Consider the following 20,751-nt stretch of genomic DNA (forward strand, 5'->3'; position numbering starts at 1 on the left):
CTGCAATCAGGCTTGAACTATTTATCGCCGGGGCGGCTTGGTGCCCGTCCGTCTGATGGTGTCTCGCTGGGTTTCGCCGACGGCTCGTTCGTAGGCGAGGACGAGGCCCTGGATGGTGACGGGCTTGAAGCGTTCGACGAGCTGCTGGATGTGCTCGGGTGGGCCGCCGGAGTCGCGGTAGTGCGGCCAGACCTTGGTGCGGAAGACCTCGGTCAGTTCCTCGGCGATCGCGCGGCCGTGCTCGGTGAAGATCCGGCCGGCTGCGAGCACCGCCTCGACCGGCAGGTCCAGGTCGAGAAGCTCGACGCCGAGACTCAGGTGCGCGGTCGCGACCTGGAACACGTCCTCGTCCGGCGTCGGCTCGACCACGCCGAGCGCGACCAGCATCTCGATGTCGTCGTCGGAGAGCTCACGGCCGGTACGCCGTACCAGCGTCGCCCGGTCGAGCGTCTCTGGCAGGTCGCGCATCCACGGGGTCAGCAGCGTCCGGTGCAGCGCGATGTCCTGCGGCGTCGCGTTGGCCGGGATCCGGTCCAGGTAGCCCTCGATCGCCGACAGCGTGAACCCGTGCGCCTGCAGCTCCCGCACCAGGTCGAGCCGCGCGATGTGCTCCGGCCCGTAGTACCCGACCCGCCCACGCCGGGTCGGCGGCGGGATCAGCCCGCGCCCGGCGTAGAACCGCAACGTCCGTACCGTCATTCCGACCCGCGTCGACAGCTCGTCGACGGTCAGGGTCGCTTCGTCCCCCGCGACTTCCGACATGGCGGAGATCATAACGACCCCTACTTGACCATCGTGACACCACAACTGTCACAATCGGGACCATGACCAGTCAAGCGTTCCTGTACGACGCGATCCGCACCCCACGGGGCAAGGGCAAACCGACCGGCGCGCTGTACGAGGTCAAGCCGGTCCAGCTGATCACCGGCCTGCTGCACGAGCTGCGGAACCGGCATCCGGACCTCGACCCGGTCGCCGTCGACGACGTCGTTCTGGGCGTCGTGACGCCGATCGGCGACCAGGGCATGGACATCGCGCGTACGGCGGTCCTCGCAGCCGGCTACCCGGAGACGACCGGCGGCGTCCAGCTCAACCGCTTCTGCGCCTCGGGCCTGGAAGCGGTCAACCAAGCGGCCCAGCGGGTCCGCTCCGGCTGGGAGGACTTCATCCTGGCCGGCGGGGTCGAGTCGATGTCACGGGTGCCGATGGCCTCCGACGGCGGCGCCTGGGCGATGGACCCCGAGACCGCGCTGCAGACGAACTTCATCCCGCAGGGCATCAGCGCGGACCTGATCGCGACCCTGGACGGCTTCTCCCGCACCGACGTCGACGCGTACGCCGCCGAGTCGCACGCGCGGGCCGCCAAAGCCTGGGCCAACGGCTACTTCGCCCGCTCGGTGGTCCCGGTGAACGACCGCAACGGCCTGCAGATCCTCGACCACGACCAACTCGTCCGCCCTGGTACGACGGTCGAGACCTTGGCCGGCCTGCCGCCGTCGTTCGCGGCGATCGGCGAACACGGCGGGTTCGACGCGGTCGCGCTGGAGAAGTACCTGACGGTGGAGCGGATCGAGCACGTCCACCACGCGGGCAACTCGTCCGGCATCGTGGACGGCGCCGCCCTGGTTGCCATCGGCAACGAGAAGGCCGGCGAGGCGCTCGGCCAGGCACCGCGCGGCCGGGTGGTGGCGACCGGAGTCAGCGGGGCCGACCCGACCATCATGCTCACCGGCCCGGCGCCGGCCGCCCGGAAGGCGCTGGCCAAGGCGGGTCTCGAGGTGAGCGACATCGACCTGTTCGAGATGAACGAGGCGTTCGCGGCCGCCGTACTGCACTTCATGAACGACCTCGGCGTACCGCACGAGAAGGTGAACGTGAACGGCGGCGCGATCGCGCTCGGCCACCCGCTCGGCGCCACCGGCGCGATGCTGATCGGAACCCTGCTGGACGAGCTCGAGCGGCGTGAGCTCCGCTACGGCCTGGCCACCCTGTGCGTCGGCGGCGGCATGGGCGTCGCAACCATCATCGAGAGGCTGGCGGCATGATCTCCTGGAACAACGACGAAGGTGTCGTCACGCTGACGATCGACGACCCGTCGGCCTCGGCGAACACGATGAACGAGGCCTACGTCGCGGCGATGGGGGAGACCGTCGACCGGCTGCGGGATGAGAAGGACACGCTCAAGGGTGTCGTGATCACCAGCGCCAAGTCGACCTTCTTCGCCGGCGGCAACCTGCAGCTGCTGTCGCGGATCCAGCCCTCGCAGGCGGCCGAGGTGTTCGAGACCATCGAGGAGGTCAAGCGGCAGCTCCGGTTGCTCGAGACCCTCGGCGTCCCGGTCGTTGCCGCGATCAACGGCAGCGCGCTCGGCGGCGGGCTGGAGATCGCGCTCGCCTGCCACCACCGCATCGTTGCCGACGACAACCGGATCGAGCTCGGCGTTCCCGAGGTCACGCTCGGGTTGCTGCCGGGCGGAGGTGGCGTGACCCGGACGGTTCGGATGCTCGGCCTGCAGGATGCGCTGATGAAGGTCCTGCTCCAGGGGCAGCGGATGAAGCCCGCGCATGCTCTGAAGGTCGGCATCGTGGATGAGGTCGTCCCGGCCGACGACTTGCTCGAGGCGGCCTACCGGTGGATCGCGTCGTACAAGCGTGAGTTGCAGGGGGACGCCAAGCAGCCCTGGGACCGTGACGGCTACAAGATCCCTGGTGGTACGCCGGCCTCGCCGAAGCTGGCCGCGTTCCTGCCGGCCTTCCCGGCGAACCTGCGCAAGCAGCTGAAGGGCGCGCCGTACCCGGCGCCGCGGGCGATCATGAGCGCCGCGGTCGAGGGCAGCCAGGTCGACTTCGCCACCGCCTCGCGGATCGAGTCCCGGTACTTCGTGTCGCTGGCGACCGGGCAGATCGCGAAGAACATGATCCAGGCGTTCTTCTTCGACCTGCAGGCGATCAACGCCGGCGCTTCGCGACCGGACGGCGTACCGAAGTACTCGACTCGCAAGGTCGGCGTGCTCGGCGCGGGCATGATGGGCGCCGGGATCGCGTACGTGTGCGCGAAGGCCGGGATCGAGGTGGTCCTGAAGGACATTTCGCTCGAGGCCGCGGCTCGTGGGAAGGAGTACTCCGAGAAGCTGCTCGCCAAGCAGGTGCAGAAGGGCCGGAAGACGGCCGGCGAGGTGGAGGCGTTCCTGAGCCTGATCACGCCGACCGCGGAACCGAACGACCTGGCCGGCTGCGACCTGGTGATCGAGGCCGTGTTCGAGAGCGAGGAGCTCAAGCAGAAGGTCTTCGCCGAGATCGCCGGCGTGGTCGAGCCGGACGCGTTGCTGTGCTCGAACACGTCGACGCTGCCGATCACCTCGCTGGCCGGCGGGATCGACCGGCCCGACGACTTCATCGGCATGCACTTCTTCTCGCCGGTCGACCGGATGCCGCTGGTCGAGCTGATCGTCGGGGAGAAGACCTCGGACCGGGCCATCGCGAAGGCGTACGACGTGGTCCGGCAGATCAAGAAGACGCCGATCGTGGTCAACGACAGCCGCGGCTTCTTCACCTCGCGGGTGTTCGGCACGCTGGTGATGGAGGGCGCCTCGATGGTTGCCGAAGGCGTGGACCCGGTGACGATCGAGCGGGCCGCGACCCAGATGGGCTTCCCGGCGCCGCCGCTGGCGATGCTGGACGAGGTCACGCTGACGCTGCCGCAGAAGATCCGGGACGCGGCGCTCGCGGCCGGGGACAGCGCCGGCGCCTTCGACGACCACCCGGGGATGGCCGTGACGGACCGGCTGGTCAACGAGTTCGACCGGCGCGGGAAGGCGGCCGGCGCCGGGTTCTACGACTACCCGGCCGATGGGCCGAAGCGGTTGTGGCGGGGTCTGTGGGAGCACTTCGATCGCGCGGCGGACGCCGTACCGCTGGTCGACCTGCAGGAGCGGATGACGTTCGCGATGTCGCTGGAGACGGTCAAGTGCCTGGACGAGGGAGTACTACGCTCCGTCGCCGACGCCAACATCGGCTCGATCTTCGGCATCGGGTTCCCGCCGCTGCATGGCGGCGCGCTGCAGTACATCAACGCCTATGGCCTGCCGGCCTTCGTCGAGCGGGCGCGCGAGCTGGCGGCGACGTACGGCGAACGCTTTCAGCCGCCGGCGCTGCTGATCCGCAAGGCCGAGGCGGGCGAGACCTTCAGCTGATCTCAACAAACTCGAACAAAGAAGAGCGCGTCCGGTCTTGCGCCGGGCGCGCTTTTGAGCGATGGTGCTGCCACTTCTCCAACGATTCACCTGACCACAGAGCAGGACCGTCGGTGCTGGGTTTCGTGCTCGAACCGTCATCTGCCGAACTCTGTTGCGATGGTCGGCGGAGTTGTAGCGTGTGCGAAATCGGAGATGCTTAACGGAGTTAAGTAACTCGGACCGTCGGCGCCGTACCCCTGCGGCGCCGCTTTCGGGAAGGTGGAACTCATGCCTGCTCATGTTCCGAACGCCGGCCTGACCCGGCGGGACCTGCTGAAGCGGACCGGCGGCCTGGCCGCGCTGGCCGCGTTTACCGCCGCGTGCGGGAGCAATACCGGCAGGCCGTCCGGCGGCGGGGGAGACGGCGGCGGCGCCAAGGTCACCCTGTCGCAGTGGTACCACCAGTACGGCGAGACCGGCACCAAGGAAGCGGCGCTGAAGTACGCCAAGGCGTACACCGACGCGAACGTCGCCGTGCAGTGGACCCCGGGTGACTACGGCAGCAAGCTGTCGTCCGGGCTGCTGTCCAACAAGGGCCCGGACGTGTTCGAGAGCCAGCTGAACATCGGCATGGTGAAGAGCAACCAGGTGGTGGCGCTGGACGACATCATCGCCGACGTCAAGGACGACTTCCAGCCGGGCGACCTGGCCACCAACACCGTGGACGGCAAGGTCTACGGCATCCGGATGATTGTCGACCCCCAGGTCATCTACTACCGCAGGAGCCTACTGGACAAGGCCGGAATCAAGCCGCCGGAGACCGTCGACGATCTGATCGCCGCGGCCAAGGAGCTCACCACCAACAAGATGAAGGGCATCTTCGTCGGCAACGACGGCGGTCTCGCGATGGGCGGGCCGGCGCTCTGGTCGTCCGGTGGCGACCGGCTGACCGAGGACCACAAGCCCGGGTTCACCGACGCCCGCGCGGCCCAGGCCTTCGGGAAGCTGCACCAGCTGTACGCCGACAAGAGTGTGCTGCTCGGTGCGCCGACGGACTGGTGGGACCCGGGAGCAATCAACCAGGGCCTGGTCGCGATGCAGTGGATCGGCATGTGGGCGGTGCCGGGGATGCAGAAGGTGCTCGGCGACGACCTCGGGGTGATCCCGTTCCCGAAGCTCGACGCCCAGGGCCAGCCGGCCGTGTACTCCGGCGGCTGGACGCAGTTCGTCTCGGCCAAGAGCCCGAACATCGACGCCGCGAAGAAGTACGTCAAGTGGCTGTGGCTCGACAAGGAGGACTTCCAGGAGGACTGGTCGCTGAACTACGGCTTCCACATCCCGCCGCGCAAGAGCCTCGCCGCCAAGGCGTCCAAGCTGCAGAGCGGCGTCGCCGCCGACACGGTCAAGCTCACCCAGGACTACGGCCACACCGACGACCCGGCCTGGACGCCGAAGATGAACACGGCGTTCAACGACATGCTCACCAACATCATCCGGAAGGGAGCCGACCCCGCCGCCGAGATCGCGAAAGCCGAGAAGACCGTCAACACCGAGCTGACGCGGCTGTTCGGATGACCAGTACCGTTCCCGCGAAGACCGCGCGCCCCGCTGCCACTGGTGAGCAGCGGGGCCGGCGGCGGAAACAGGGCATCGCGGGGAACACCCGCTGGTTCTGGGTCTTCGTCGGGCCGTTCTTCCTCGGCCTGCTGGTCTTCTCGTACCTGCCGATCGTCTGGAGCCTGGTCCTCAGCTTCTTCGAGGCCTACAACACGGTCACGCCGTCGAAGTTCGTCGGGCTGCAGAACTACGTCGACATGCTCACCGACCGGGCCTTCCTGTCCGCCCTGGGCACGTTCACGGTCTTCGCGCTGTTCATCGTGCCGCTGACGTTCGTGCTGTCGCTGGCGCTGGCGTTACTGGTCAACCAGGTGAAGGTGGCCCGGGCGTTCTTCCGGTCGGTGTTCTTCCTGCCGACCGCGTGCTCGTACGTGGTGGCCTCGCTGATCTGGCGGCTGTCGATCTTCAACGGGGTCCGGTTCGGGCTCGCGAACACCGTGCTCGGCTGGTTCGGCATCGACAACATCGCCTGGCTGTCCACGGTCGACCCGCCGTGGTACTGGATCCCGCTGATCACCGTGCGGCTGTGGCTGCAGCTCGGGTTCTACATGATCCTGTTCATCGCCGGGTTGCAGCGGATCTCGCCGACGCTGTACGAGGCGGCGTACGTCGACGGTGCCCGGCCCGGATGGCAGGTGTTCCGCTACATCACGTTGCCGCAGCTGCGGACGACCTCGGTCGCCGTACTGATCCTGAACCTGATCGCGGCGTACCAGGCGTTCGACGAGTTCTACAACCTGGTCGGCAACGTGAACTTCGCCCGGCCTCCGCTGGTCTACCTGTACGGCATCTCGCTCGGGTCCATCCAGGACCTCGGGCACGGCTCGGCCGGCGCGCTGATCCTGGCGGTGATCATCATGCTCGTCACGCTGCTGCAGAACAGGATCTTCGGATTCGGGAAGGCGAGTGACTGATGGCCGTCTCCGAGCGTACGACGGGAACACCCCAGCCGATCGGCTTCAGCCGCAGCGCGGCCGGCCGGGCCGGGCTGGCCCTGCGCTGGGTGGCGCTGGTCGTGGCGGTGGTGCTGTTCCTCCTTCCCTTCTACCTGATCCTGCGCAACGCGCTGGCCACCGAGGCCGACATCACCGCGCCGGACTGGACGCTGTTCCCACGTGAACTGCAGTGGGGCAACATCAGCGAGCTGTTCAACGACACCGAAGTACCGATGGCACGGTCGCTGTACAACTCCGCCGTCGTCGGCATCGTCGGCACGGCCGGACAGTTGCTGCTGGCATCGATGGCCGGCTACGGCCTGGCCCGGATCCCGTACCGGCACGCCGACAAGGTGTTCTACGCGATCGTCGCCACCCTGATGATCCCGGCCGCGGTCACGTTCATCCCTTCGTTCATCGTGGTCTCGTCCCTCGGGTGGGTCAGTTCGCTGCGCGGGCTGATCATCCCGACGCTGTTCAGCGGGTTCGCCGCGTTCCTGTTCCGGCAGTACTTCCTGAACTTCCCACGGGAGCTGGAGGAGGCGGCGCGGGTGGACGGGGCCGGGCATTTCGGGGTCTTCTGGCGGATCGTCGTACCGAACTCCCTGCCGTTCTTCGCCGCCCTGGCCGCGATCACCTTCATCGGCAACTGGAACTCGTTCCTCTGGCCCCTGGTGATCGGCCAGGACTCCTCCTCCTGGACCGTCCAGGTCGCCATGTCCACCTTCGTCACCGCCCAAACCATCAACATCCACGAACTCTTCATGGCCGCGGCCGTCTCCATCCTGCCGCTGGTCCTGATCTTCCTCTTCCTCCAGCGCTACCTGATCCAAGGCGTAACCCAATCCGGCCTCAAAGACTGAACCGGACCCGTCGAGACCCCGGCGGGGAGTCCACCAGGCTCCCCGCCGGCCGCCCATCGAACACCGCCACGCGGCGGCTGCTTGTTGGCCGGCTCCGCCGACGCCGTCACTCAGATCACGCGCCGGTGCGGTCGGCGCGAAGCAGCTCCGTGAAGGGTGGAACGCAGGCAAGAGCTCGGCATGTTCTGGGGATGCTGTTCGGGATGATCTTCCTTACGCCGTTCGCCGGCGCTGCCATCGGGGCGGCGTCAGGTGCGATCGGTGGATCGCTGGTCGACGTGGGGATCAGCGACGACTTCATCAAGTCGGTCCGCGACCAGGTGACACCCGGTACGTCGGCCCTGTTCCTGCTCTCGAGCGACGCAGTCCAGGACAAGATCCGCGCAGCTTTCGCCGCAACCGGCCTCCAGATGCCACAACTCATCCAGTCAAACCTCACGAACGACCAGGAAGCCGCCCTCCGCGAAATGTTCGCCGACTAGCGGCAGGGCCGGTCCGGGGACCGCGCGCAGGAACTGGTGGCTCGGCACAAGGTGTTTCGGGTGGCAGCCCACTGGAAGGTGTGCAAGCCCTCGACAGCGGCCACGAGCTTTCGGCGGGACATGCAGGCGAACTTCGCCAAGCGCAGCACAACCATGCTCCGGTACTGCGTGAGGTGCCTGACGTCGTCGCTGATCAGTATGCGAACACTGACGTGCAACTGGCGGCGTCGGATAGGGACGGGGATCGGCTCGCGTACTACGCCGTCGACCTGCCGAGCGGCGTCAGCGTCGATGCGCGCAGTGGGCTGGTTAGCATCCGCCCGACTGTTGCTGGCTTGCTGAATTTGAGGTTCCGGGTGACTGACGGCGCGGCGCATGACGAGGTGTCGATCCGGGTGACTGTCCGCCCGCGGGGCACGCCGGTGGGGGAGAGGACGGAGGCGGAGTCGTACGTCGCTCAGCATGGGTGGACCGAGGGCGGCGCCAACTTCATCGAGAGCAACCCGGCGGCGAGCGGCGGCAAGAACGTCGGCTGGACGGCGGCCGGTAATTGGCTGCAGTACCGCCTGGACATCACGAACGCCGGCACCTACGGCCTCGAACTCCGCGTCGCCAACGGCACTGGCGCGGTAGCCCCCGACGCAATCTCCATCCGTGACAACTCCGGCGCCGTGCTCGCCAAACTCTCCATCCCCGACACCGGCGGCTGGTCCACCTACCAATCCATCCACACCCAACTAACGCTCCCCGCAGGAGACCAACTCCTCACCATCTACTGCGAATCCGGCGGCTTCAACCTCGACTACCTCCGCCTGACCTAGCACCCGTACGACGGGGCGGGGACTTACCCCGTGCGGCGGATGGTCGCGAGCCAGGCTGGTGCTTCGGTGCTGTTGGGAAGGTTGGCGCGGATCTCGGTCGGGCTGACTTCGACGATGGTCCAGCCGGTGGTGAATGGGGACTCGAGGTCTGCCCGGATGAGCGGGTGTGGGCCGCTGCCGGGTCCGGCGTCGCGGAAGCACAGGATGTAGAGGCTGCCGCCGGACTCGATCACCGCGGCCAGGCTCGCGACGTACGCCCGCCGCTCGTCGGCATCGAAGGTATGGAAGAGACCGCAATCGAGCACTGTCTGGAAGCGCCGTCCCAGACGTTCGAGCTGAAGCGCATCGGCGTAGGTGAATTCGGCCTTGAGCCCACGTGCGGCTGCCTTCTCGCGGGCGAGTGCTAGGGCGGTCTCGGCGACGTCGACGCCCAGCACGGGCAGCCCGAGCGAGGCCACGTGGAGCGCGTTCTCCCCGCTCCCGCAGCCGGCGTCGAGCACCGTGCCTGTGAAACGCGCGGCTGCCCGTACGACGGCCGGCTGCGGACCGCCGAAGTCCCAAGCCGGCGGCCCGTCCTGGTATGACGCATCCCAGGGCCGCCCCGCCATCCGCTCATGACTGGTCGGCTGCCGGCCTTCATCGGCTGAGACCATCGCGATCGCCTCCCGCAGCCGATCCTGCCACGGCGGCGGGCGAGCGTCAGGGCGTCGCGTCGACGATCGCGGTCCAGTCGTTTGGGTCGTGGGGGATGGAGATGTGTTCGTGGGTGATTTGCCAGTGGTTGGCGGTGCGGCGTAGGCAGACGGTGGAGTGGACCCAGACGGCGAGTTCTAGGCCGTTTCTGCGGGTGCCGCTGTCCAGGTGGAGCATGTGGGCGAACGCCACATCCCCGCTCACCGCCACGCGCTGGTCCTGGGTTTCCAGGCCGATCGGGCCGTCGTATTCGTCGAACCAGCGTACGAAGTTCCGCCGTACCTCGTCCGCTCCGATGAACTGCAGCGGTGCGATCACGTCGTAGTACACGATGTCGTCGGCGTACAGCGACATCAGCCCGTCGATGTCCTTCGCCCGGCAGGCCTCCACCCGCCGCTCCAGCAACTCGTCGATTGCCACGTCATAGCTCGTCTGTGTCATACGGGTACGACGAAGCAGCCGGCCGGACTGTGAGGCTAGCTGGACGCGCTCGCGTACGAACGAATCCCGTGCCGCCAGAACAGACGCACCAGTACGACGGCCACGAGAGCCAGCCCGACTCCGCCCGCCACCGGCCCCCACCCGATCCCGCCGGCCAGCGCCTGCACCGGGAACGTCGTGGCGAACGCCACCGGGAACGCGAACGTGAGGAACGCGCGCACCGCTGTCGGAAAGAACACGAGCGGATAGCGACCGGCCTCGACCAGGTTGACGAAGATGAATCCGATCGCTCTCACCGACTGAAGCCAGAACGCGAGGAACGACATCGCACTCCACACGCAGACGAGCAGCACCAATCCGGCCGCCGCGAGCACCAGGGCCTGCAGGATCTCCACCGCGCTCGGCCCGGCGTCGGCCTGCACCAGGCCGACCACCAGCACCACGATGCCGCTGGCAACATTGCTCAGCTCCGCGACGTTGATCCACCGCAGCGTGAGGTAGAACTGGCTCGACACCGGCCGCAACAGCACTCCGTCGAGTTCGCCCTCGGTGATGTACGACGTCATCCGGTTCAGGTTCGGGGCGACGAAGGTGGCCAGCAGACCGGTCGCGATCTGATACATCCCGACCAGCGCGATCACCTCGGCCCGCGACCAGCCGCGCACATCGTCGGTGTACCCGAACAGCAACAGGATCGGCACAGTGCCGAGCCCGAGCTGGACCAGCCCGACCAGCAACGTGGTCAGGAAATGCGCCCGGTAGTGCGTCTCCCGGACGATCGCCTGGGCGAAGAACCGTCGCCACATCCGGAGGTGCCGCCGCTGGACCTGCAGCCAGTTGCGGTCCAGCGGTCGCCGTTCGTCGGCGTGCGTACGCAGGTCGCTCATGCGCCGACCGCCGAGTACGCGCGGATTCCGACCGACCAGACGAGTCGGGCGAGTACGCCGAACACGACGACGTACCCGAACTGAATCGCCAAGCCCACCAGGAGATCCGTCCCGGACAGCGACCCCGCGACGATCTCCACCGGGAACGAGACCGTGAACCGGAACGGCTGGTGGTCGACGAACCCACGCGACCACTCCGGCATCAGCGCCAGCGGTACGACGGCGCCCGACAGCACGCCCGCGATGATGAGCCGGGCCTGCGCGAGCGCGGTCACGTCGTCCATCCAGAACGCGAGCGACGCGATCAGGATGTCGATCGTGAACACCAGGATCGCCCCGAGCACCAGGCTGACCGCGAACAACGCCCAGCGGCCCGGGCCGGCCGGGATGCTCATCGAGTCGCGGAAGATCCACCACAGCACGCCGATCATCGGGACCAGCGCGATCACCTTCAGGAACTTCTCCGACAGGTTGTTCGCGACGAACCCGATCAGCAACGACGCCGGCCGCACCATCCAGCTGGACAGCTTGCCGAGCCGGATGTCGTCGGCGAGGAAGCCGGTCATCCACGACGAGGTCGCCATCGTCACGAAGCTGAGCAGCACGAAGTACGTCGTGAGGTAGCTTTCGTCGACCGGGAGCTGAGCCCCGGTGGCGATCGCCGTACGCCAGATCAGCAACGAGATGATCGGCACACAGATGTTGGCCGCCATGAAGATGATCCAGGCGCCCCGGTAGACGGACTGCTGCGCGATCTCGGCCGCGGTCATCCGGCGCAGCACCCGCAGATTGCGGACCAGCGCGCTCACGAAGGGTCCGCCAGCGTGCTGCGGCGCAGGAACAGGTCGCGCATGATCTCCTCGATGTCGGCGTCCGCGACGTCGAGGTCGACGAGCGGGCCGATCCGCGTGAGCTGCTCCATGACCTGCCCGGCGCGCTCGCGATCCACCTCGAGCTTGACCCGCAGGCCGGAGCTTTCGACCGCGGTGACGCCGTCCAGCGTCGTCAGCGGGCCGGTGTCGACCTCGGTCGCGTACGTCGCCTGGACGAGCTTGCGGGGTCGCGCCGTACGGACGAGATCGTCGAGGCCACCGTCGTACTGCAGGCGCCCGTGGTCGATGATCATCACCCGCGAGCAGAGCGCCTCGATGTCGTCCATGTCGTGGCTGGTGACGAGGATCGTCGTACCGCGGACCCGGTTCAGGTCCTCCAGGAACGTGCGGACCCGCGCCTTGGCGACCACGTCGAGCCCGATCGTCGGCTCGTCCAGGAACAGGATCTCCGGCCCGTGCACGAGCGCAGCCAGCAATTCGAGCTTCATCCGTTCACCGAGGGACGTCTTGCGGACCTGCACGTTCAGCAGGTCCTGCACCTCGAGCAACTCGGCGAGCTCGGCAACGTTCTGCTCGAACTCGGCCTTCGGCAGCCCGTACATGTCCTTGTGCAGCAGCAGACTCTCCATGGCCGGCACGTCCCACCACAGCATCGTCTTCTGCCCCATGACGAGCGCGATCCGCCGCAGGTAGTCGTATTTGCGGTCCGACGGCGTACACCCGAGCACCTGCAACTCACCGGACGTCGTGTACAGCAACCCCGACAACATCTTCAGCGTCGTCGTCTTCCCCGCCCCGTTGGGCCCGAGCAGCCCGACAACCTCACCCCGCCCGACACTGAACGACACCGCATCGACCGCGAGCCGAGTCTCGTACTTCCGCCGTACCAGACTCTTGAGAGCCCCACCCAGCCCCGCCCCCTGCTGGTGAAACGTGTACGTCTTCGTGAGATCGCGGGCAGCGATCACCGGCAACTCATCAGAAACCACCACCAAGACGCTAAACGCGCCAGGAAACCGCTGTCCACTCCATTACGGCCCGACGTTGGAGGGTTTCCGGCACATAGAGAGCAAAACCCTCCACGGTCCGCCGCAAAACCCTCCACGGAGACGGCTACTCGGCTACCTGGTACGTCGGGGTGATGAGGGCTCGGGCGAGGGTGTGGAAGGCGAGGTTGAAGCTGACGACGGCGGGGGTTGCGTCGGCGTCGACGTCCAGGGCTTCTACGTCGATGGCGTGGACGGCGAAGTAGTAGCGGTGGACCTGGTCGCCGGCGGGTGGGGCGGCGCCGCCGTAGTTCTTGGTGCCGAAGTCGTTGCGGACGTGGAAGGCGCCGTTGTCGAGGCGTTCGGTGGTGCCGGCGCCGGTGTCGAGGGAGGTGACGGTCGCGGGGAGGTTGACCAGGACCCAGTGCCAGAAGCCGGAGACGACCGGCGCGTCGGGGTCGAAGCAGGTGACGACGAAGGCCTTGGTCTCCTCGGGGAACCCGGACCAGCTCAGCTGCGGCGAGGTATTGCCGCCGGCGAAGGCGTGGTCGTCGGACAGGGGCTCGCCGTCGGCGACGTCGGTGCTGGTCACGGTGAAGGTGCCGGCCTTCGGGAGGAGTTCGTACGGGTCCGGTGCGACGGGTCGGTCGAGCGACATCTGGGAGCCTCCGGGGTCTCGCGACGTGTGGTGATTCCGACATTACTGTCCACATCACACGGATACGTCCAGGGGCACCCGCGTGGAGATGCGAAGATCGGACCAGGCGACGAGTGGAGGACGTGCGGTGGAGGAGTACCTGGCCCGGATCGGCCCGGCGGACGCGGAGGCGATGCGGGCTGCGGCCGAGCGCCAGCTCGCGTTGACGAAACCTGCCGGTTCCCTCGGCGTGCTGGAGGAGTTGTCGGTCCGCGTGGCCGGGATGACCGGCAGTTGCCCGCCCGCCGTGCCGGCGCCGGCGGTGGTGACCGTCTTCGCGGCCGACCACGGCGTTCACGCACAGGGCGTGTCCCCTTGGCCGCAGGAAGTGACCGCCGCGATGCTGGCGAACTTCGCCGCCGGCGGTGCGGCGGTGAACGCGTTCGCGGCGAACAACCGGGTCGACGTCCGCGTCGTGGACGTCGGCGTGGCGGCGGACGTGGACGAGTTGGACATCGTGCACGCCAAGGTCCGCCCCGGCACGCGCGATCTGTCCGTCGAGCCTGCCCTGACCGAAGACGAGGTGAAGGCGGCGATCGCGGTCGGCTTCGACCTCGCGGACACCCTGGTCAAGGACGGCTACCGCTGCCTGCTCACCGGCGACATGGGCATCGCGAACACGACGGCCTCGGCCGCCCTGATCGCGACCTTCACCGGTTCGACCGCCGACGTGGTCACCGGCCGCGGCACCGGGATCGACGACGCCACGCTCGCCCATAAGACCAAAGTGATCACGGGAGCTCTCGCGCGGCACGACGTACCGGCGACGGAGCCGCTCAAGGCCCTCGAGGCGTACGGCGGCCTCGAACACGCGGCCCTGGCCGGGTACATCCTTGGCGCGGCGGCCAACAAGGTGCCGGTAATCCTGGACGGGGTGATCGCGGGCGCCGCGGCCCTGGTCGCGCAGTCGATCCACCCGGCCGTGATCGACTACTGCGTCGCCGGACACCGCTCGGCCGAGCCGGGACACGCAGTAGCGCTGAAGACGCTCGGCCTGCAGCCGCTCGTCGACCTCGACCTGCGGCTGGGCGAGGGGACGGGCGCAGTGCTCGCCTACCCGATCCTCACCTGCGCCGTCCGCGCGCTGGGGGAGATGGCCACCTTCGAGTCCGCGGGGATCAGCTCGTGACGAGTCAGTACCTGTCCGGCCTGGTTCTCGAGGGACGCCGCGTGGTCGTGGTCGGTGGCGGTGGTGTCGCCCAGCGGCGGCTGCCGCGTCTGATCGAGTCCGGCGCGCAGATCGACCTGATCTCCCCGGCGATCACCCCGACCATCGAGGGCCTCCTCGCCAACCCGTCGCTCACCTGGGTCGAGCGCGGCTACGAGGACGGCGATCTCGAAGGGGCCTGGTACGTCGTTGTCGCGACAGACGACCCGGATGTCAACGACCGGGTGTCGGCCGAGGCCGAGGAGCGGCGAATCTTCTGCGTGCGGTCCGACGACCGGTCCCGCGCCACCGCGTGGACGCCCGCCTCCGGGCAGCACGACAACGTGACGATCGGCGTGCTCGGCGGCGGTGACCACCGGCGATCGGCCGCGGTCCGGGACGCGATTCTCGAGGAGTTGCGCACCGGTGCGCTGGCCGCGCGCGAGGTCGACAAGCGCCCGGGCGTGTACCTGGTCGGCGGGGGACCGGGCGACCCGGATCTGATCACGGTTCGCGGGCGCAGGTTGCTCGCCGAGGCTGATGTCGTAGTGGCCGACCGGTTGGCGCCGCAGCAGTTGCTGGACGAGCTGCATCCGGACGTGGAGCTGTTCGACGCGGCCAAGCTGCCCCGGGGGCGTGCGGCTCAGCAGGAGGAGATCAACCGGATCCTGGTCGACCGCGGTCGGCAGGGGAAGGTCGTCGTACGGCTGAAGGGCGGCGACCCGTACGTGTTCGGCCGCGGCTTCGAGGAGGCGCTGGCGTGCGCGGAGGCCGGCGTACCGTGGACGGTCGTGCCGGGGATCACCAGCTCGATCTCGGTGCCGGCAGTGTCGGGGATTCCGGTCACCCACCGCGGAGTGACGCACGAGTTCACCGTGGTGTCGGGGCACATCCCGCCCTCGCATCCGGACTCGCTGATCAACTGGGACGCGCTGGCGCAGCTGTCCGGCACGCTGGTGCTGCTGATGGCGGTCGAGAACCTGCCCGCGATCACGGAGCGGCTGATCGCCGCCGGTCGCCCGGCGGACACGCCGGCCGCGGCCATTGCCGACGGCACCCTTCCGGGCCAGCGGATGGTGACGTCCGACCTGGCCGGGATCGCCGAGACGATGAAGGAAGCCGGCGTCGGCGCACCCGCAATCGTTGTCATCGGCAACGTAGTCGAGGTCGCCGCCCAAGGCCGCGCATGAGTCCACTGGTCCCGCTGGAGGATCCGGCTGACCGGCGGTTGGCGGACTACGTGCAGTTGCGGGAGGTGAATCTGCGCCGCCTGCTCGAGGAGGAGCACGGGCTGTTCATTGCCGAGGGCGACAAAGTGATCCGCCGGGCCGCGGACGCCGGCTTCGAACCGCGCTCGTTCCTGCTCGCACCGCGCTGGCTCGACTCCCTGCAGGACGTCCTCGCCAAGTGGCCCGACACCCCCGTGTACGTCGTCTCGGAGGAGCTGGCCGAGCAGGTCACCGGCTTCCACGTGCACCGCGGCGCGCTGGCGTCGTACCGGCGGCAACCGGCCGTCCCGTTGCCCGACCTGCTCACGAGCGACGTACGCCGGATCGCGATCTTCGACGACATCGTCGATCACACGAACGTCGGCGCCGGCTTCCGGGCGGCCGCGGCGATGGGGGTCGAGCTCGTCCTGGTCACCCCGACCTGCGCGGACCCGCTGTACCGGCGGTCGATCAAGGTCTCGATGGGCACGGTCTTCCAGGTGCCCTGGACCCGGCTCACGTCCTGGCCCGGCGACCTGGACACCCTGCGCGACCGCGGGTTCGTCGCGGCGGCGTTCGCGCTCACCGACGACTCGATCAGCCTCGACGACCTGGTCGCCCGTGGCGACGAGCGGCTGGCGCTGATCTTCGGCACCGAAGGGCACGGCCTCAAGCCGCACGTGCTCGAAAGGGCAGACCTGACCGTGCGCATCCCGATGGCTGGGGGTGTTGACTCCCTGAACGTGGCATCCTCGGCCGCAGTCGCCTTCTACGCGACGCGACGTTAGGGGGAGTCATGCGTACGACGGAACGCCTGGTACTGCGCCCGTTCCGCGACGAGGACCTGGACCCGTGGGCCGCCCTGAACACGGATCCGCAGGTGATGCAGTACCTCGGGAAGCCGTTGAGCCGGGATGAGTCTGACCGGATCGCGTCGGGCGTCAACAAGCGCTACGCCTCGGACGGCACCGGGTTCCTGGCGATCGAGCGCCGTACCGACGGAGCGTTCGTCGGCGCCTGCGGGCTGCAGTTCACGCCGTGGTACCCGGAGGACTTCGAGATCGGCTGGCGGCTCGCCCGCTCGTACTGGGGACACGGGTACGCGACCGAGGCGGCGGCGTCCTGGCTGGAGTACGGGTTCACGACGATGGGGCTCCGGCGCGTCATCTCGGTCACGGACACGCCGAACGTGCGCAGCATCGGCGTGATGCGCCGACTCGGCATGAGCTTCGACCACGAGGCACAGCTGGAAGAGGACGGCGACCGGTTCGACGCCACCATCTACTCGATCACGGCCTCAGCCTGGGGCGCGAAAACGGATGGACGCGGGTGATCTGATGGGGGCATGCCGAAGGTAGTGCTCGTCACCGGGATGCAGGCCGCGGGCAAGTCGACCATCGCGCCGCTGCTGGCCGCTCGGCTCGGACCGCCCGCCGCCACACTGGACGGCGACGTGTTCTACCGGGGCGTCGTCGCCGGCGCCGACATCATGACGCCGGATCCGTCCCCCGAGGCGCTACGTCAGCTAAGACTTCGGTACGACGCCTCGGCGCTGATCGCTCAGCATTACGCCGACGCAGGGTTCGACTTCGTCTGCAGCGACGTCATCCTCGAAGCCGACGTCGAGCGGTGGTTCGCCCGGTTGCACGACGTCGATCCGTACCCCGTGATGCTGACCCCATCAGTCGAGTCCGTCGTCGAACGTGAAATCGCCCGCGGCGGCACCAACGCCTACCGCGACTGGCAAGACTCAGGCGCTCTGATCGACGCCGTCCGAGCCTTCCAGCCGTACGTCGACAACACCCCACGCCGAGGCCTCTGGCTGGACACAACCAGCCTGACTCCAGAGGAGTCGGTCGAGGCGATCCTCACGGACCTGGACAAGGCCCGCTGGTAGCTCAGGTCGCCGGGGTGCCCTCATGGTGGGTCTCGTGGTCGATCATCGGGGAGACGGGCCAGTCGGCGGGGTAGTCGGGAGCCAGCTCCTCGGCTTCGCCGAAGAGGCGCTTGCGGTACTTGCGGGAGAGGCGGTCGCCGAAGACGGTGCCCTGGGTGTGGTCGGTCTCGTGCTGCAGGCAGCGCGCCAGCAGGCCGGTGCCCTCAAACGACACCGGCTCGCCGTGCTGGTCCACGCCGGTGACCCGGGCGAAGTCGGGGCGGGCGCACTTGGTGAAGGCGCCGGGCAGCGACAGGCAGCCCTCGTCGCCCTCGTCCAGGCGACGGTCCTTGCCCTCGGGCAGCTCGATGACCGGGTTGCACACGACGCCCTGGACCCGGATGCCGTCCTCGTCCGGGCAGTCGAACACGAACACCTGCAGGTCCACGCCGACCTGGTTCGCCGCCAGCCCGACACCCTCGGCCGCGTTCATCGTGGCGACCATGTCGGCGATCAGCGTCTGGAACTCGTCCCCGAAGTCGGTCACGGGCTGGTTGACCCGGTGCATGACGTCCTCACCCCACCGGGTGATGGGCCGCACCGAACCGTTCTCAGGCAACGTAGACATGCCCGAAATCCTATCCACCCCGGCGACCACGACGGCCGGGTGGCTCGCGCCACCCGGCAGCTACTGCTACTTGGCGTTGACCTCGTCGCGCCAGGCGACCCACTCGCGGAGCAGACCCAGGTCGTAGTCCGGGCCGGACGACGAGACCGTGAACAGCCGGGTGCCGACGTCGAGCAAGGACTTGCCGAGGTCCTCAGGGGATTTGTTGCCGACCCCGGCCGAGCGCTCGATCTCGCCCGGGTCGCGGCCGATCGTCTTGCAGTGCTCGTCCAGGACGGCGTGCTTGTGCGCGATCGTCTCGGCGTCGCCGAACCCGTGCCAGATGTTCGCGTGCTGCGCGACCAGCTTCAGGGTCTTCTTCTCGCCGCCGCCGCCGATCAGCACCGGGATGTCCCGGGTCGGCTTCGGGTTGAGCTTGGCCCACCGCTTCTCGATCCGCGGCAGCGCCTCGCCGAGCGCGTCCAGCCGGCCGCCCGCCGTACCGAACTCGTAGCCGTACTCGGCGTAGTCCTTCTCGAACCAGCCCGAGCCGATGCCGAAGATCAGCCGGCCGTCGCTGATGTGGTCGACCGTGCGGGCCATGTCGGCGAGCAGGTCGGGGTTGCGGTAGGAGTTGCAGGTGACCAGCGCGCCGAACTCGATCCGCTCGGTCGCCTCGGCCCAGGCGGCCAGCATGGTCCAGCACTCGAAGTGCAGGCCCTCCGGCTCACCGGACAGCGGGTAGAAGTGGTCCCAGTTGAAGGCCACGTCGACGCCGATCTCCTCGGCCGCGGCGACGGTCCGCCGGATGTCGGCGTACTGGGCGTGCTGGGGCTGGACCTGCAGGCCGATCCGGACCGGGAAGGCGGCGTACGGACGGTCGGTGGACTCGGAATCTGTCATGGTGGAGATCCTATCCGGCTTTGCGGAGGACCCTCCGGATCAGGCCGGTATCCGAACGAGGCGGGGGTACGGCGGGATGCCGAACGGCGACCAGATCGACGAGTTCGCGCGGCTGTTCACCGGGTTCTTGGAGCGGATGCAGCAGCATCGCCGCGGGGGCGACCGGGAGAGCCTGCTGGACCGGTTGCGGGCGCATCTCGGCGCCGATCCCGAGCAGTGGCCGGTGGTCGCGTCGAGTTTCCCGTCGTACGACCTGCCGAACGTGCAGCTCGCGATCGAGGCGTGGTTCGACTCGTTCGAGGTGATCGGGCTGGCCGGGTCGAACCGCGGTCACCATTCGCTCGGTGAGGTGCTCGAGCTCGCGCAGTACGACCGGTTCGGCATCGGCGCGGTCGACTACGAGCGGCTGCCGATCGACGTGGACGAGGAGATGGACTGCGTCGCGTTCGGGTTCTACCTCGGCGTGCAGGGCGCGGACCGGTACGTCGCGCTGCTGCGGTCGGCGAATCCGCAGTACGGACGGATGCGGGTCGATCTGGAGGTGCTGGCGACCGGGAAGGCGGACAGCTTCCTCGATGCGCTGCCGGAGCTGATCCGGGAGCACAACATCTTCCGCGGGAAGGTGGTCTCGTTCGAGGGCCACGAGTTCGGGCAGGGGGTCGGGCCGTTCCGGCTGCATCCGCGGCCGGGCATCACGCGGGAGGACGTCGTACTGCCTGCTGGGGTACTGGAGCGGGTCGAGCGCGAGGTGATCGGGATCGCCGACCACCGGCAGACGCTGCTCGATGCTGGTCAGCACCTGCGGCGTGGTGTGCTGCTCTACGGTCCGCCGGGGACCGGGAAGACGCACACCGTCCGCTACCTGCTCTCGCGGTTGCCGGCGTTCACCGTCGTACTGCTGGCGGGGACGAGCATCGGCTTCATCTCGCAGGCGTGTGCCCTGGCGCGGTTGCTGCAGCCGGCGCTCGTGGTCCTGGAGGACTGCGATCTGGTGGCCGAGGCCCGCGACTACTCGCACGGGATGGAGAACCCGCTGCTCTTCCAGGTCCTCAACGAGATGGACGGCCTGGCGGAGGACGCCGACGTCGCCTTCCTCCTCACCACCAACCGCGCCGATCTCCTGGAGCCCGCGCTCATGCAACGCCCCGGCCGCGTCGACCTGGCCGTAGAGGTACCGCTGCCGGACGCCGACGGCCGCGCCCGCCTCCTGAACCTGTACGGCCCGGGCCTGGACCTCCGCCCAGCCGTCATCGACGAGGTCGTCAACCAGACCGAAGGCACCACCGCCTCCTTCATGAAGGAGCTGGTACGCCGGACCGTCCTGCTGGCAGCCGAATCCGGCACGCCCCCCGCCGCCGACCACCTCCGCGCAGCAACCGCCGAGCTCCTGTCCTCCCGCGACGCCTTGACCCGCCGCCTCCTCGGTGCCACCAACGGCGACACTCCGTCCTACACCCCACCTCCCACAGCCACCCCCGGCATCTACCCCGGCTGACCGAAGTCCAATTGGATGCGGTCATCGGCGGCATTCTGAACCCTTCCGCGACGCACCACGCCGCGAACGCCTCCGGCTCGGTAAAC

General features: G+C 68.4%; 22 protein-coding genes. 13 read left to right on the plus strand and 9 right to left on the minus strand.

Annotation, left to right across the window (positions count from 1 at the left end):
* Positions 1-21: 21 nt before the first annotated feature.
* Entirely contained in the window at positions 22-762 is a 741-nt protein-coding gene (locus ACIBL3_RS09500) for a MerR family transcriptional regulator (protein WP_396352806.1), read from the minus strand.
* A 62-nt stretch (positions 763-824) separates the two neighbouring features.
* Between ACIBL3_RS09500 and ACIBL3_RS09505 the strand changes: the two genes are divergently transcribed.
* From ACIBL3_RS09505 to ACIBL3_RS09535, 7 genes are all read left to right on the plus strand, one after another.
* Positions 825-2,045, plus strand: coding sequence for an acetyl-CoA C-acetyltransferase (locus ACIBL3_RS09505; protein ID WP_396352807.1), 1,221 nt, complete (start codon positions 825-827; stop codon positions 2,043-2,045).
* Positions 2,042-4,192, plus strand: a complete 2,151-nt coding sequence (locus ACIBL3_RS09510; protein WP_396352808.1) for a 3-hydroxyacyl-CoA dehydrogenase NAD-binding domain-containing protein — start codon at positions 2,042-2,044, stop codon at positions 4,190-4,192. The genes ACIBL3_RS09505 and ACIBL3_RS09510 overlap by 4 nt, the downstream gene beginning before the upstream one ends.
* Before the next feature lie 270 nt (positions 4,193-4,462).
* Positions 4,463-5,749: an ABC transporter substrate-binding protein gene (locus ACIBL3_RS09515; RefSeq protein ID WP_396352809.1), complete on the plus strand. Its 1,287-nt coding sequence runs from the start codon at positions 4,463-4,465 to the stop codon at positions 5,747-5,749.
* Complete coding sequence (locus tag ACIBL3_RS09520) at positions 5,746-6,705, plus strand: carbohydrate ABC transporter permease (RefSeq protein ID WP_396352810.1); 960 nt, start codon at positions 5,746-5,748, stop codon at positions 6,703-6,705. The genes ACIBL3_RS09515 and ACIBL3_RS09520 overlap by 4 nt, the downstream gene beginning before the upstream one ends.
* A complete protein-coding gene (locus ACIBL3_RS09525) occupies positions 6,705-7,589 on the plus strand; it encodes a carbohydrate ABC transporter permease (protein ID WP_396352811.1) in 885 nt (294 codons plus the stop codon). The genes ACIBL3_RS09520 and ACIBL3_RS09525 overlap by 1 nt, the downstream gene beginning before the upstream one ends.
* Before the next feature lie 191 nt (positions 7,590-7,780).
* The gene (locus ACIBL3_RS09530) at positions 7,781-8,071 is read left to right on the plus strand and encodes a DUF1269 domain-containing protein (RefSeq protein WP_396352812.1); all 291 of its coding nucleotides are present in this window, start codon (positions 7,781-7,783) and stop codon (positions 8,069-8,071) included.
* An 80-nt stretch (positions 8,072-8,151) separates the two neighbouring features.
* The gene (locus tag ACIBL3_RS09535; RefSeq protein ID WP_396352813.1) at positions 8,152-8,892 is read left to right on the plus strand and encodes a carbohydrate-binding protein; all 741 of its coding nucleotides are present in this window, start codon (positions 8,152-8,154) and stop codon (positions 8,890-8,892) included.
* Positions 8,893-8,915: 23 nt separating this feature from the next.
* Here the strand turns inward: ACIBL3_RS09535 and ACIBL3_RS09540 are convergent, their stop codons facing one another.
* From ACIBL3_RS09540 to ACIBL3_RS09565, 6 genes are all read right to left on the minus strand, one after another.
* On the minus strand, positions 8,916-9,545 hold the full coding sequence (locus tag ACIBL3_RS09540) for a class I SAM-dependent methyltransferase (protein ID WP_396352814.1): 630 nt from the start codon (positions 9,543-9,545) through the stop codon (positions 8,916-8,918).
* Between the two features lie 46 nt (positions 9,546-9,591).
* Positions 9,592-10,026, minus strand: a complete 435-nt coding sequence (locus ACIBL3_RS09545) for a YybH family protein (RefSeq protein WP_396352815.1) — start codon at positions 10,024-10,026, stop codon at positions 9,592-9,594.
* A gap of 35 nt (positions 10,027-10,061) precedes the next feature.
* Positions 10,062-10,913, minus strand: coding sequence for an ABC transporter permease (locus ACIBL3_RS09550; protein WP_396352816.1), 852 nt, complete (start codon positions 10,911-10,913; stop codon positions 10,062-10,064).
* The gene (locus tag ACIBL3_RS09555) at positions 10,910-11,722 is read right to left on the minus strand and encodes an ABC transporter permease (RefSeq protein ID WP_396352817.1); all 813 of its coding nucleotides are present in this window, start codon (positions 11,720-11,722) and stop codon (positions 10,910-10,912) included. Before ACIBL3_RS09555 ends, ACIBL3_RS09550 begins: the two co-directional genes overlap by 4 nt.
* The gene (locus tag ACIBL3_RS09560; RefSeq protein WP_396352818.1) at positions 11,719-12,735 is read right to left on the minus strand and encodes an ATP-binding cassette domain-containing protein; all 1,017 of its coding nucleotides are present in this window, start codon (positions 12,733-12,735) and stop codon (positions 11,719-11,721) included. The genes ACIBL3_RS09555 and ACIBL3_RS09560 overlap by 4 nt, the downstream gene beginning before the upstream one ends.
* Before the next feature lie 124 nt (positions 12,736-12,859).
* Positions 12,860-13,390 (minus strand): YbhB/YbcL family Raf kinase inhibitor-like protein, encoded by a 531-nt coding sequence (locus ACIBL3_RS09565; RefSeq protein ID WP_396352819.1) that lies wholly within the window; start codon positions 13,388-13,390, stop codon positions 12,860-12,862.
* Positions 13,391-13,517: 127 nt separating this feature from the next.
* Between ACIBL3_RS09565 and cobT the strand changes: the two genes are divergently transcribed.
* The 5 genes from cobT to ACIBL3_RS09590 are packed head-to-tail and all read left to right on the plus strand — an operon-like array spanning position 13,518 to position 17,681.
* On the plus strand, positions 13,518-14,558 hold the full coding sequence (gene cobT, locus ACIBL3_RS09570) for a nicotinate-nucleotide--dimethylbenzimidazole phosphoribosyltransferase (protein WP_396352820.1): 1,041 nt from the start codon (positions 13,518-13,520) through the stop codon (positions 14,556-14,558).
* Complete coding sequence (cobA, locus tag ACIBL3_RS09575) at positions 14,555-15,766, plus strand: uroporphyrinogen-III C-methyltransferase (protein ID WP_396352821.1); 1,212 nt, start codon at positions 14,555-14,557, stop codon at positions 15,764-15,766. The genes cobT and cobA overlap by 4 nt, the downstream gene beginning before the upstream one ends.
* Complete coding sequence (locus ACIBL3_RS09580) at positions 15,763-16,572, plus strand: TrmH family RNA methyltransferase (RefSeq protein WP_396352822.1); 810 nt, start codon at positions 15,763-15,765, stop codon at positions 16,570-16,572. The genes cobA and ACIBL3_RS09580 overlap by 4 nt, the downstream gene beginning before the upstream one ends.
* Positions 16,573-16,580: 8 nt before the next feature.
* Entirely contained in the window at positions 16,581-17,117 is a 537-nt protein-coding gene (locus ACIBL3_RS09585) for a GNAT family N-acetyltransferase (protein WP_396352823.1), read from the plus strand.
* Positions 17,118-17,129: 12 nt separating this feature from the next.
* Positions 17,130-17,681 (plus strand): hypothetical protein, encoded by a 552-nt coding sequence (locus tag ACIBL3_RS09590; RefSeq protein WP_396352824.1) that lies wholly within the window; start codon positions 17,130-17,132, stop codon positions 17,679-17,681.
* Between the two features lies 1 nt (position 17,682).
* On the opposite strand, the gene def is transcribed toward ACIBL3_RS09590, so the two are convergent.
* Positions 17,683-18,288, minus strand: coding sequence for a peptide deformylase (gene def / locus ACIBL3_RS09595; RefSeq protein WP_396352825.1), 606 nt, complete (start codon positions 18,286-18,288; stop codon positions 17,683-17,685).
* A gap of 66 nt (positions 18,289-18,354) precedes the next feature.
* Entirely contained in the window at positions 18,355-19,170 is an 816-nt protein-coding gene (locus ACIBL3_RS09600; protein ID WP_396352826.1) for an LLM class F420-dependent oxidoreductase, read from the minus strand.
* Between ACIBL3_RS09600 and ACIBL3_RS09605 the strand changes: the two genes are divergently transcribed.
* The gene (locus ACIBL3_RS09605; RefSeq protein ID WP_396352827.1) at positions 19,169-20,665 is read left to right on the plus strand and encodes an AAA family ATPase; all 1,497 of its coding nucleotides are present in this window, start codon (positions 19,169-19,171) and stop codon (positions 20,663-20,665) included. The two genes, ACIBL3_RS09600 and ACIBL3_RS09605, sit on opposite strands and share 2 nt — an antisense overlap.
* The last annotated feature ends 86 nt before the right edge of the window (positions 20,666-20,751 follow it).

It is taken from the genome of Kribbella sp. NPDC050124, from assembly GCF_044460355.1.
Classification (GTDB): domain Bacteria; phylum Actinomycetota; class Actinomycetes; order Propionibacteriales; family Kribbellaceae; genus Kribbella.

Excerpts from the sequence above, each read along its gene's own strand:
- ACIBL3_RS09500 (WP_396352806.1), bottom strand. The coding sequence starts at position 762 with ATGTCGGAAGTCGCGGGGGACGAAGCGACCCTGACCGTCGACGAGCTG.
- ACIBL3_RS09505 (WP_396352807.1), top strand. The coding sequence starts at position 825 with ATGACCAGTCAAGCGTTCCTGTACGACGCGATCCGCACCCCACGGGGC.
- ACIBL3_RS09510 (WP_396352808.1), top strand. The coding sequence starts at position 2,042 with ATGATCTCCTGGAACAACGACGAAGGTGTCGTCACGCTGACGATCGAC.
- ACIBL3_RS09515 (WP_396352809.1), top strand. The coding sequence starts at position 4,463 with ATGCCTGCTCATGTTCCGAACGCCGGCCTGACCCGGCGGGACCTGCTG.
- ACIBL3_RS09520 (WP_396352810.1), top strand. The coding sequence starts at position 5,746 with ATGACCAGTACCGTTCCCGCGAAGACCGCGCGCCCCGCTGCCACTGGT.
- ACIBL3_RS09525 (WP_396352811.1), top strand. The coding sequence starts at position 6,705 with ATGGCCGTCTCCGAGCGTACGACGGGAACACCCCAGCCGATCGGCTTC.
- ACIBL3_RS09530 (WP_396352812.1), top strand. The coding sequence starts at position 7,781 with ATGCTGTTCGGGATGATCTTCCTTACGCCGTTCGCCGGCGCTGCCATC.
- ACIBL3_RS09540 (WP_396352814.1), bottom strand. The coding sequence starts at position 9,545 with ATGGTCTCAGCCGATGAAGGCCGGCAGCCGACCAGTCATGAGCGGATG.
- ACIBL3_RS09545 (WP_396352815.1), bottom strand. The coding sequence starts at position 10,026 with ATGACACAGACGAGCTATGACGTGGCAATCGACGAGTTGCTGGAGCGG.
- ACIBL3_RS09550 (WP_396352816.1), bottom strand. The coding sequence starts at position 10,913 with ATGAGCGACCTGCGTACGCACGCCGACGAACGGCGACCGCTGGACCGC.
- ACIBL3_RS09565 (WP_396352819.1), bottom strand. The coding sequence starts at position 13,390 with ATGTCGCTCGACCGACCCGTCGCACCGGACCCGTACGAACTCCTCCCG.
- ACIBL3_RS09580 (WP_396352822.1), top strand. The coding sequence starts at position 15,763 with ATGAGTCCACTGGTCCCGCTGGAGGATCCGGCTGACCGGCGGTTGGCG.
- ACIBL3_RS09585 (WP_396352823.1), top strand. The coding sequence starts at position 16,581 with ATGCGTACGACGGAACGCCTGGTACTGCGCCCGTTCCGCGACGAGGAC.
- ACIBL3_RS09590 (WP_396352824.1), top strand. The coding sequence starts at position 17,130 with ATGCCGAAGGTAGTGCTCGTCACCGGGATGCAGGCCGCGGGCAAGTCG.
- def (WP_396352825.1), bottom strand. The coding sequence starts at position 18,288 with ATGTCTACGTTGCCTGAGAACGGTTCGGTGCGGCCCATCACCCGGTGG.
- ACIBL3_RS09605 (WP_396352827.1), top strand. The coding sequence starts at position 19,169 with ATGGTGGAGATCCTATCCGGCTTTGCGGAGGACCCTCCGGATCAGGCC.
- ACIBL3_RS09600 (WP_396352826.1), bottom strand. The coding sequence starts at position 19,170 with ATGACAGATTCCGAGTCCACCGACCGTCCGTACGCCGCCTTCCCGGTC.